The sequence below is a fragment of the Duganella callida genome (assembly GCF_004614165.1).
Taxonomy (GTDB): Bacteria; Pseudomonadota; Gammaproteobacteria; order Burkholderiales; family Burkholderiaceae_D; genus Rugamonas; species Rugamonas callida.
On the sequence record NZ_SPVG01000121.1, the window covers coordinates 1 to 9,781 of the forward strand.

At 64.8% G+C, this 9,781-nt stretch carries 13 protein-coding genes; 11 read left to right on the forward strand and 2 right to left on the reverse strand.

All coding sequences use genetic code 11. The features are described 5' to 3' along the window. Window positions 1-269: exodeoxyribonuclease VII large subunit (locus E4L98_RS11970; protein WP_307722112.1), on the forward strand; the 269-nt coding region annotated here is incomplete at its 5' end. 121 nt (window positions 270-390) lie between these two features. On the opposite strand, the gene glk is transcribed toward E4L98_RS11970, so the two are convergent. Then, window positions 391-1,383, reverse strand: coding sequence for a glucokinase (glk, locus tag E4L98_RS11975; RefSeq protein WP_135201785.1), 993 nt, complete (start codon window positions 1,381-1,383; stop codon window positions 391-393). 242 nt (window positions 1,384-1,625) lie between these two features. On the opposite strand from glk, the gene E4L98_RS11980 reads away from it, so the two are divergent. The 6 genes from E4L98_RS11980 (at window position 1,626) to E4L98_RS12005 (ending at window position 5,930) form a co-directional block, all read left to right on the forward strand. Then, entirely contained in the window at window positions 1,626-2,606 is a 981-nt protein-coding gene (locus tag E4L98_RS11980) for a LacI family DNA-binding transcriptional regulator (protein ID WP_135201786.1), read from the forward strand. 127 nt (window positions 2,607-2,733) lie between these two features. After that, complete coding sequence (gene sodB, locus E4L98_RS11985) at window positions 2,734-3,312, forward strand: superoxide dismutase [Fe] (protein ID WP_135201787.1); 579 nt, start codon at window positions 2,734-2,736, stop codon at window positions 3,310-3,312. Between the two features lie 128 nt (window positions 3,313-3,440). Further along, the gene (locus tag E4L98_RS11990; RefSeq protein ID WP_135201788.1) at window positions 3,441-3,623 is read left to right on the forward strand and encodes a hypothetical protein; all 183 of its coding nucleotides are present in this window, start codon (window positions 3,441-3,443) and stop codon (window positions 3,621-3,623) included. Beyond that, on the forward strand, window positions 3,604-3,921 hold the full coding sequence (locus tag E4L98_RS11995) for a hypothetical protein (protein ID WP_135201789.1): 318 nt from the start codon (window positions 3,604-3,606) through the stop codon (window positions 3,919-3,921). The genes E4L98_RS11990 and E4L98_RS11995 overlap by 20 nt, the downstream gene beginning before the upstream one ends. A 62-nt stretch (window positions 3,922-3,983) precedes the next feature. Continuing rightward, window positions 3,984-5,024, forward strand: coding sequence for an L-glyceraldehyde 3-phosphate reductase (mgrA, locus tag E4L98_RS12000; RefSeq protein WP_135201790.1), 1,041 nt, complete (start codon window positions 3,984-3,986; stop codon window positions 5,022-5,024). Between the two features lie 3 nt (window positions 5,025-5,027). Continuing rightward, window positions 5,028-5,930, forward strand: coding sequence for a LysR family transcriptional regulator (locus E4L98_RS12005; protein WP_135201791.1), 903 nt, complete (start codon window positions 5,028-5,030; stop codon window positions 5,928-5,930). Here E4L98_RS12005 and E4L98_RS12010 read toward each other — a convergent pair. Next, on the reverse strand, window positions 5,923-6,297 hold the full coding sequence (locus tag E4L98_RS12010; protein ID WP_135201792.1) for a hypothetical protein: 375 nt from the start codon (window positions 6,295-6,297) through the stop codon (window positions 5,923-5,925). The genes E4L98_RS12005 and E4L98_RS12010 overlap by 8 nt on opposite strands. Window positions 6,298-6,449: 152 nt before the next feature. Here E4L98_RS12010 and E4L98_RS12015 point away from each other — a divergent pair, with 152 nt between their 5' ends. From E4L98_RS12015 to E4L98_RS12030, 4 genes are all read left to right on the forward strand, one after another. Next, on the forward strand, window positions 6,450-6,758 hold the full coding sequence (locus tag E4L98_RS12015) for a DUF4148 domain-containing protein (RefSeq protein WP_135201793.1): 309 nt from the start codon (window positions 6,450-6,452) through the stop codon (window positions 6,756-6,758). 13 nt (window positions 6,759-6,771) lie between these two features. Beyond that, on the forward strand, window positions 6,772-8,226 hold the full coding sequence (locus tag E4L98_RS12020) for an efflux transporter outer membrane subunit (protein WP_135201794.1): 1,455 nt from the start codon (window positions 6,772-6,774) through the stop codon (window positions 8,224-8,226). 51 nt (window positions 8,227-8,277) lie between these two features. Then, window positions 8,278-8,775, forward strand: coding sequence for a MarR family winged helix-turn-helix transcriptional regulator (locus tag E4L98_RS12025; protein WP_135201795.1), 498 nt, complete (start codon window positions 8,278-8,280; stop codon window positions 8,773-8,775). 10 nt (window positions 8,776-8,785) lie between these two features. Then, window positions 8,786-9,781, forward strand: a 996-nt coding sequence (locus E4L98_RS12030) for an FUSC family protein (RefSeq protein ID WP_135201796.1), incomplete at its 3' end; no start/stop codon positions are given.

Consider the following 9,781-nt stretch of genomic DNA (forward strand, 5'->3'; position numbering starts at 1 on the left):
CCGCGCTGCAGGGCCTGCGGCACCGCGCCACCACCGGCATCGGCCGCCGGCTGCAGCAGAAACGCGACGCCCTGGCCGCGCTGGCCGCCCAACTGGAATTGCTGAATCCGCAGCGCACGCTCGAGCGGGGCTACGCCATCGTCACCGACAGCCACGGCACCGTCCTGCGCGCGCCGGCACAGTTGCAGCCGCGCAGCAAACTGACCGTGCGGCTGGCCGAGGGCAGCGCCGACATCGGCGTGGAATCGGTACAGCCCGTGATAAATTAATCATTTGTCATGAATCTCCGACACCCTGAGCGCCAAGACCGCCCCGGTGGGCGCGCTGTACCTCGACCGGTCGGCGCCGTCACCCGCCGCCGCGCCTGAACATCGGGGTCAGAGCCGACTCTTAAGTGGCGGACAGCATGGCGGACATGCCCACCAGCGTCGGGTATTTGTCGGTGATGACGTAGGTCGGGATGTGCGCCAAATAATCGCTGAAGCGCCCCTTCTGCTCGAAGCGCGCGCGGAAGCCGGAACGCTCGACGAAGTCGCCCATCTTTTGCACCGTGCGGCCGCCCAGGTAGATGCCGCCCTTGGCGCCCAGCGTCAGCGCGACGTTGCCGGCCACGGTGCCCAGCATCTCGCAAAACGCCAGCAGGGTTTCTTCGCAGACCGGGTCGAGCCGGTGCAGGCCGCGCTCCATGATGTCGGCCGTGCTCAGCGCCTGCGCCTCCACCCGCGCGCGCTCGCACAGCGCGCGGTACACCAGCGCCAGCCCGATGCCGGACACCAGCCGCTCGCTTGAGACGTGCTCGTGGTAGCGGCGCGCGTAGCGCAGGATGTCGATTTCGCGCTCGTTCATCGGCGCGAAGGTGGCGTGACCGCCCTCGCTGTCGATGGCGATCCAGCGCTCGCCGGCCGGCACCAGCGCCGACACGCCCAGCCCGGCGTCGGCGCCCACCAGGCCGATGGTGGCGCCGCTGCGCAGCACGCCGCCGCCGATCTGGTGCTTGTGCTCGGGCGCGAGGTAGGGCAAGGCGCTGGCCAAGGCGGTGAAGTCGTTCACCACCACCAGCGATTTCAGGCTGAACTGCGAACACACGGCTTCGATCGAGAACGACCAGTGGTGGTTGGTCATGGTGACCCAGTCGCCGTCGATCGGGTTGGCGATGGCGATGCCGGCAAAGCGCGCCTGGTAGCCGCCCGCCGCCACCGTGGCCGGCTGCGACAGGTAGGCCACCATGGCCGCGCCCAGGGTCGGGTAGGCGGCGCACTCGGCCACCCAGATGGCGTCGATCTGGTTGGGCGCGGTCTCCAGGCCAAAGCTGGCGCTGGCGCCGCCGATGTCGGCCAGGATGCGCGGGCCGTGGGCGAAATGCGAAAAGGAATCGCGCTTCATGTCTGTTCCGATGTCTCTTCTGTTCTGTCTCTGCGTGTCGGGCTGACCGCTTGATTATATGATACGCCGTGTCTTGAAAACGTTTTCAAGCGTCATGGACATTAAATACCGGCGAGGCCAGAAAGTCAATGCGCCGCCCCTCGCCTTTATGGTAATCTTTCGCCGAAAAGGTTTTCATAACAACTACACGATCAGGAAATACTTTGGCAGACACTCCACGACATTCCGGCCCATCGACCCTGATGGATGTTGCACGCGAAGCGGGAGTGTCGCCCAGCACGGTGTCACGCATCCTCAACGGCACCGCCAAGGTGTCGGACGACAAGCGCCAGGCGGTGCTGGCGGCCATCGCGCAGATGAATTTCGCCCCCAACCAGATGGCGCAGGGCCTCAAGAAGGGCCGCTCGATGACCATCGGCATCGTGGTGCAGGATATCTCGTCGCCATTCTTCGACGAGACGCTGCGCGGCGTCGACGATGGCCTGAAGGGCACCGGTTACGCCTCGGTGATCGTCAGCGGCCACTGGAACGCCGAGGAGGAAGCCGACCGCATCCGTCTGCTGCTGGCGCGCAAGGTGGACGGCATCATCCTGCTGTCGGGCCGCATGGCCGACGAGACGGTGCTGAATTTTTCCAGCCAGCGGCCGATCGTCTCCACCGGCCGCGCGCTGCGCACCCGCAGCGCGCTGGGCTTCAAGATGGACAACGAATACGGCGCCTATCTGGCGGTGCGCCACCTGATCGAACTGGGCCACCGCCAGATCGCCTTCATTTCCGGCCCCGCCAACAACATCGACGCCACCGACCGCCTGGCCGGCTACCAGCGCGCGCTGCGCGAAGCCGAGATCGCGCTGGACGAGAATCTGGTGGTCGAGGGCAATTACCACGAATCGAGCGGCATGCTGGCCATGAACCGGCTGTTCGACACGCACCAGCAGTTCACCGCGGTGTTTGCCGCCAACGACCTGAGCGCGTATGGCGCGCGGCTGGCGCTGTACCGCAAGGGCATCCGCGTGCCGGACGATATCTCGCTGGTCGGCTTCGACGACCTGCCCGGCTCGTCCTACACCACGCCGCCGCTGACCACCATCCGCCAGCCGCTGTACGACATCGGCCGCATCGCCACCCAGGCGCTGCTGCGCATCATCAACGGCGAAGCAGCCAGCGGCGAGGTGCCGCCGCTGGAGCTGATCGTGCGCGAGACCACGCGCCGGGTGCGCTGACCGGGGCCGCTATGTCCACACGTCAGCGGGGGACATTCCTGCAGGGACGGGCCATCCGCTTTACAATGATGGACGCTCAGTTAAAATTGACCGGTTGCTACAACCACACCTAACCAAAGGAAGAACAATGGAACATACTCTGCCACCTCTGCCCTATGCCATGGATGCCCTGGCGCCGTCCATCTCGCAGGAAACGCTGGAATACCACTACGGTAAGCACCACCAAACGTATGTCACCAACCTGAACAACCTGATCAAGGGCACCGAGTTCGAAAACCTGTCGCTGGAAGAGATCATCAAGAAATCGTCGGGCGGCATCTTCAACAACTCGGCCCAGGTGTGGAACCACACCTTCTACTGGAACAGCCTGACCCCGAACGGCAAGGGCGCACCGGACGGCGCGCTGGCCGAGGCCATCAACGCCAAGTGGGGCTCGTTCGACAAGTTCAAGGAAGAGTTCACCAAGTCGGCCGTCGGCAACTTCGGTTCGAGCTGGACCTGGCTGGTGAAGAAGGCCGACGGTTCGCTGGACATCGTCAACACTTCCAACGCCGCCACCCCGCTGACCACCGACGCCAAGGCGCTGATCACCTGCGACCTGTGGGAACACGCGTACTACATCGACTACCGCAACGTGCGTCCGAAATACATCGAGACTTTCTTCAAGCTCGCCAACTGGGACTTCGCCGCCGCCAATTTCGCCTGAGCCTGATTGGGCGACAGCACGGCCGCATGCACCGGAAAGCCCGCAATTTGCGGGCTTTTTTGTCTCCGCTTGCGCTGCGCCAAACGGCAGCTCCGTGCTACCATTATTCTTCCGGGATGGAGGACATCATGAAAAAGTTGCCTGCAAAACCGCCCAAAGGACTGGTTTTCGAACGTCAGCCATTACATGCACATGAACTCGATGTCGATCTGCATCGCAAACTCATGCAAACGCCGACCTTCGAAGAAACGACCAGGGAAGACTTCAAACGCATATTAGCTGAGCTCAAAAATGAGCCGGGTAAAATTTGATTTGGAAAGCGATGGCAGGTTCCTGACTTCGGTGAGAGACCTCGGTGCAGGACCCGAGGAACACATTATTTCTGCCCTTGAGGACATGAGTAACAACTTGTCCTGGTCCCAGCTGATCTGTGAATATCATTGGCAGGAAATCCCTGTCGTCCCGACAGATTCATTCCCCGGTGCGAACAAGTACTACAGCTTCATTCTTTATTTTTCTCCTGACGAAATTTACGAAATTGTCGCGCTTAACTATGCGCCGCCGGACGTCGTTTGCGTGCTGGCCCGCAAGACCCGGCTGCGGACGTAGCGTCGCATCCATACGTCGCGATTATAATCAGCAGGCCCCTTCCCAACCTGGAGACTTGCACGATGACCTACCTCGCGTCACCGCACCGCTATGATGAAATGCAGTTCCGCACCTGCGGCCGCAGCGGCCTGAAACTGCCGCTGATGTCGCTGGGCCTGTGGCATAACTTCGGCGACACCAATACCCTCGCCTCGCAGCGCGAGATGCTGCGCACCGCCTTCGATCTGGGCATCACCCACTTCGACCTGGCCAACAACTACGGTCCGCCATACGGCTCGGCCGAGACCAACTTCGGCCACCTGTTCGCGCAGGATTTCAAGCCCTACCGCGATGAGCTGATCATCTCCACCAAGGCCGGCTGGGACATGTGGCCCGGTCCCTACGGCCAGGGCGGCGGCTCGCGCAAGTACGTGCTGGCCAGCCTCGACCAGTCGCTCAAGCGCATGGGACTCGAGTATGTCGACATCTTCTATTCCCACCGTTTCGATCCCGATACCCCGCTGGAGGAAACCATGGGCGCGCTGGCCCACGCGGTGCGGCAGGGCAAGGCCTTGTACGTCGGCGTCTCGTCCTATTCGGCCGAGAAGACCGCCGAAGCGGCGCGCATGCTGAAGGAGTGGAAAGTGCCATGCCTGATCCATCAGCCGTCCTACAATATGCTGAACCGCTGGATCGAAACCGAGGGACTGCTCGATACGCTCGGCAAACAGGGCATAGGCTGCATCACCTTCACCGCGCTGGCGCAGGGCATCCTCAGCGACAAATACCTGAACGGCATTCCGCCGGATGCGCGCGTCAACCGACCGGGCGGCGGCTCGCTGCAGCCATCGCACCTGAGCGAGGACAACCTGCGGCGCGTGCGTGGCCTGAACGAAATCGCCAGGCGGCGCGGCCAGACGCTGGCGCAGATGGCGCTGGCCTGGGTGCTGCGCGACCCGCGCGTCACCTCCACGCTGATAGGCGCCAGCAACGCGCAGCAGATCCGCGAAAACGTCGCCGCGCTGAAGCATCTGGAATTCAGCAAGGAGGAACTGGACGCCATCGACGCGCAGGCGCAGGAGGGTGCCGTCAATCTGTGGGCCGGATCGTCCTCGCACCGCTAGCATATGGACCGCTTCAACGCCATGCGCATCTTCACCCGCATCGTCGAGCTGGAAAGTTTCAGCAAGGCGGCGGAGGATTTGCAGATCCCGGCGGCGACCGCCACCTACACCATCAAGCAGCTGGAAGCGCGGCTGGGCGTGCGTCTGCTGCAGCGGACCACGCGCCACGTCAGCACCACGCTCGATGGCCAGGCGTACTACCAGCGCTGCGTGCGCATCTTGGCCGATGTGGAGGAAACCGAGGCCGGCTTTGGCAACAGCGGCGTGGCGCCGCGCGGCAAGCTGCGGGTCGATTTGCAAGGCACGCTGGCGCTGCATTACGTGCTGCCGCGCCTGCAGGAATTCTTTGGCCGCTATCCGGACATCGAACTGGAAATCGGCATGGGCGACCGCTACGTCGATCTGGTGCGCGACGGCGTCGATTGCGTGCTGCGCGTGGGCGAGCTGCGCGACTCCAGCATGGTGGGCCGGCGCTTGGCGACCTTGCAGCAGGTGACCTGCGGCAGCGCCGCCTATTTCGAACGCCACGGCGTCCCGCTGACGCTGGACGATCTGCACAAGCAGGGCCACCGCGCCGTCAACTTCTTCTCGTCCAGCACCGGCAAGCTGTTCCCGTTCGATTTCATCGTCGACGGCAAGGAGCGCAGTATCGCGCTGCCCGGCGCGGTCTCGGTCAGCAACGCCGATGCCTACAAGGCGTGCTGCGCCCACGGCCTGGGGCTGATCCAGGTGCCGCGTTACCACATCGACGGATTGCTCGCACGCGGCGCGCTGCGCGAGGTGCTGGGCGACTGGCGCCCGCGGCCGATGACGGTGTCCGTGGTCTACCCGCACCAGCGCCAGCTGTCGCCGCGGGTGCGGGTGTTCGTCGACTGGCTCAGCGACGTGATGTCGGCGGCTAGTTAGTCCGCGACCAGTCGCGCCGCTCCATGCGCTGGGTGCGCTCCTGCGGCGGCACCTCGCGCTGCTCGGTCTCGTCGCCCGTCTCCGCCGGCACCGCGTCGTGGAATTCGCCATCCACCACCGGGATGGTTTCGACGTGGTCGAAGCCGATCTCGGTCATCCCTTCCACACTGTCGCGGCCGACGCCGGGCCGCTCCCCCGTGCCGGACGCATCGGTATCGCTGTCGAGCTCATTGTCCGGCTCGCCGGTGACGTCGCTGCCGCTGTCCGAATTGTCGCTCGGCCCCAGGGCGCGCGTGCCGTGGCCGCGCCCCAGCGAGCGGTCGTTACCGGCCGGGATGTTGTCGGGGTCCAGAGTACTGTCTGCCATGATGCCCTCCTTGTCGAAAGCATAATTTCACCATCATGCCGACAGCACGTCGGTGCGCGGACGCGCTTAAGGCTATCGTTCTCATAGGAATTTTTTACTTTACAAATGTAATATTCATCTCTATAGTTACTCCATTGTTTAAGGAGGACACCATGAGCACCACCGCCAAACACCTGCTGAGCGCGCTGGCCACCGCCGCGTTCGCCATTGCCGCCACCGCCACCACCGTGACCAACGCCTTTGCGCAGACCGACGCCAGCGCCGCCGCCCCTGGCGCGGCTGCCCGCAAAGCCGTCGCCGACGGCGCCCTGGCCGCCGCCGCCAAGGCCGATCAGCCTACCGGCCTGACCCGCGCCCAGGTGCAGGCGGAATTCCTGGAAGCCCGCAAGAACGGCACCCTGCCGGAAACCGAGGCCGACTTCGACGTCGCCCAGACCCGCAAGCACGTGGTCAAGAAGTAAGCCGCCGCTGCCCATGACTTTGCGTTGCCGCTCCCGCCGTTTCGTCCTTCCCGCGCTGGCCTGCGCCGGGATCTGCGCGATCGCGGCCGGCTGCGCCGACATGGGCAAGATCCAGCCGCAAGCCGGGCAACTTCAACCAGCAAAGCTCAACATGGGCCACGCCATCTCCTCCGCCAGCGCCGACGTCGCCTGGCCTGATGAACGCTGGTGGGAAGCGCTGCACGACCAGCAGTTGAACCGTCTGATCGACACCGGCCTGAACGACAGCCCGACACTGGGCATCGCCGAGGCCCGCGTGCGCCAGGCAGCGGCGCTGGCCGGCGTCGCCCGGGCGGCAACCCAGCCGCGTGCGGACGCCGCCGCCAGCAGCAGCCGCCAGCTGTATGCGGCGCACAGTACGATCCCCGCACCGCTCGCCGGGAACTACGCGTGGACGAACAACGCCACGCTATCCGGTTCCTACGATCTGGATCTGTGGGGTCGCAATCGCGATGCGCTGGCCGCCGCGCTGGACGAGGTCCGGCTGGCGGCCGCCGAAGCGCAGATGGCGCGCCTGACGCTGGCCACTTCCATCGTCCGCGGCTACATCCAGCTGTCGCTGGAGTACGCGCTGCGGGACAGCGTGACGGAAAACCTGGCGCAGCGCCAGCGCATCCTGGACATCACGCGCCGCCGCAAGGCGGCCGGCATGGCGACCGATCTGGAAGTCGCCAACATCGAAACAACGCTGCCGGCGGCACGCCGCGAGCAGGAGCAGATCGGCGAAGCCATCGCTCTGCTGCGCAACCAGCTGGCGGCCCTGATCGGCAAGGGACCGGGCGACGGCGATGCGATCGCCCGGCCAATGCTGACCCTCGCGCCGGGCAGCGGCGACCTGGTGCCCGCCCAGCTGCCGGCGGAACTGCTGGGACGCCGCCCCGATATCGTGGCGCAGCGCTGGCGCGTGGAGGCGGCCGGTGCGCGCATCGACGTCGCCAAAAAGGACTTCTACCCGAATGTCAACCTGGCCGCTTTCGTCGGCTTGCAGTCGCTGGGCTTCGGCCACTTCCTGGAGAGCAGCTCGCAGACGCGCGGCGTGACGCCGGCCATCAGCCTGCCGATCTTCGACGGCGGCCGCCTGCGCAGCCAGTTGGGCAGCCAGACCGCCGCCTACGACGGCGCGGTGGAGCAGTACAACGCCACGGTGATCCAGGCCATGTCGGACGTCGCCAGCGCGCTGGTGAGGATCGATTCGGTGCGGCAGCAGGATCAACTGGCGCAGCGCGCGCTGGCCTCGGCCCGACGCCAGCAGCAACTGGCGGAACAGGCTTACAAGTCGGGCATGACCGATGCGCTGAACGTGATCAACGCGCAGCTGACCCTATTGAACGAACAGCAGCAGATGGCGCAAGTGGCGAGCAAACAACTGGATAACTTCGCCTTGTTGATGTCCGCGCTGGGGGGAGGCACAAAACTGGATTTGGAGTAATCTATAAATAGTACAATCCTAATCCATTTAAAAATATATAGAGGAGAGGCAATGAGTAGTTTTGAAGCGACTAAAAAGCGCCTAAAAAACATCCATGGCCGCATACCGGAGTTCCCGGAAGACCGCATGCGACTGGTGCGCATGACGTACCACATCCAGAAACGGATGAAGGATTTGACCAATGCCGCCCTGCGGCCCTATGAGCTGGTGGATGCCAGCTACATGGTGCTGGCGGTGCTGTACGGCTCGGACAACGAAACGTCGACCGCGTCCACGCTGGGCGAGGCCTGCATGGAGAAACCGGCCAACCTGACGCGGGTGTGCAACGACCTGGAAGAACAGGGTCTGATCACGCGCGGCAACCGCCCGGGCGACCGTCGCTGCGTGATGATCTCGCTGACCGACGCCGGCCGCGCACTGGCGGAGAAAGTGCTGCCGGAAGTATGGAAGCACACCACGCGCGCCTATGACGGCTACAGCGCGGAAGAAGTAAAACTGCTGGAATCGCTGCTGAAACGGCAGCTGGACAATTTAGAAGCCACTACATAAACCCGACCACATGAATGCTCCTCCCGCCGCTTCTCCTTCCCCGGACCACAGCGCGGCGCGGGGAGCCGTCAAGTGGATCGCCGCGCAGACGCTGGACTGGGCGCGCAGCGACGGCGAGCGCTGGATCTTCGTCGCCAAGGCCATGCTGGCCGCCTTCTCCGCCCTGTGGCTGTCGTTCCGCCTCGGCCTGGACGCGCCCTATACCGCGCTGGCCACCACCATCATCCTGGCCATGCCCAGCAGCGGCATGGTGCTGGAAAAAGCCTTTTACCGTTTTCTGGGCACGCTGGTCGGCTGCTCGGCCGCGCTGGTGCTGATGGCGCTGTTCCCGCAGCAGCCGCCGCTGCTGATCGCCGGCATGGCGCTGTGGGTGGCGCTGTGCACGGGCGGCGCCGCCATGTACCGCAACCAGCAGTCGTACAGCTTCGTCCTGGCCGGCTACACGGCGGTGATGATCGCCGTGCCATCCATCGACGCGCCGGCCAACGTGTTCACCCTGGCCGTGACGCGCGTGACGGAGGTCAGCCTTGGCATCATCTGTTCGGCGGTGGTGCACGATGTGATCTTCCCGCGCCGCCATTCGCGCGCGGTGATGCGCACCGTGCAGGCGCGTTATGTCGGCTTCATCGACTTTTGCCGCCAGGTGCTGGAACACGGCATCACGCCAGCGGACGCGGAACTGCATCACCTGCGTTTCGCCGCCGATATCGCGGCACTGGAGTCGGGCCGCGCCGCCGCTTTTTTCGAAGCCGGCCATTCGCGCTCGCACACCCGCCAGCTGCACGCGTTCAACGCCGCCTTCATGACGGCGCTGACCACCTTCTACACCCTGCACCGCCTGAGCTACCGCCTGCGCATGGCCGGCGCGAGTCCGGTGCTGGAGCTGGTGGAACCGATGGTGGCGCACCTGGCGCAGTCGCTGCGAGAAGACCTGACGCCGGCGCGTCTGGCGCGCATGCGCGGGGAGCTGGCGGCCGACATCGCCGCCGCGCGCGCCCGCCTCGCC

What these genes read in the sequence shown, in the direction of transcription:
- glk (WP_135201785.1), bottom strand. Translation starts at nt 1,383, where the DNA reads ATGAAGCGCGATTCCTTTTCGCATTTCGCCCACGGCCCGCGCATCCTG.
- E4L98_RS11980 (WP_135201786.1), top strand. Translation starts at nt 1,626, where the DNA reads ATGGATGTTGCACGCGAAGCGGGAGTGTCGCCCAGCACGGTGTCACGC.
- sodB (WP_135201787.1), top strand. Translation starts at nt 2,734, where the DNA reads ATGGAACATACTCTGCCACCTCTGCCCTATGCCATGGATGCCCTGGCG.
- E4L98_RS11990 (WP_135201788.1), top strand. Translation starts at nt 3,441, where the DNA reads ATGAAAAAGTTGCCTGCAAAACCGCCCAAAGGACTGGTTTTCGAACGT.
- E4L98_RS11995 (WP_135201789.1), top strand. Translation starts at nt 3,604, where the DNA reads ATGAGCCGGGTAAAATTTGATTTGGAAAGCGATGGCAGGTTCCTGACT.
- mgrA (WP_135201790.1), top strand. Translation starts at nt 3,984, where the DNA reads ATGACCTACCTCGCGTCACCGCACCGCTATGATGAAATGCAGTTCCGC.
- E4L98_RS12005 (WP_135201791.1), top strand. Translation starts at nt 5,028, where the DNA reads ATGGACCGCTTCAACGCCATGCGCATCTTCACCCGCATCGTCGAGCTG.
- E4L98_RS12010 (WP_135201792.1), bottom strand. Translation starts at nt 6,297, where the DNA reads ATGGCAGACAGTACTCTGGACCCCGACAACATCCCGGCCGGTAACGAC.
- E4L98_RS12015 (WP_135201793.1), top strand. Translation starts at nt 6,450, where the DNA reads ATGAGCACCACCGCCAAACACCTGCTGAGCGCGCTGGCCACCGCCGCG.
- E4L98_RS12020 (WP_135201794.1), top strand. Translation starts at nt 6,772, where the DNA reads ATGACTTTGCGTTGCCGCTCCCGCCGTTTCGTCCTTCCCGCGCTGGCC.
- E4L98_RS12025 (WP_135201795.1), top strand. Translation starts at nt 8,278, where the DNA reads ATGAGTAGTTTTGAAGCGACTAAAAAGCGCCTAAAAAACATCCATGGC.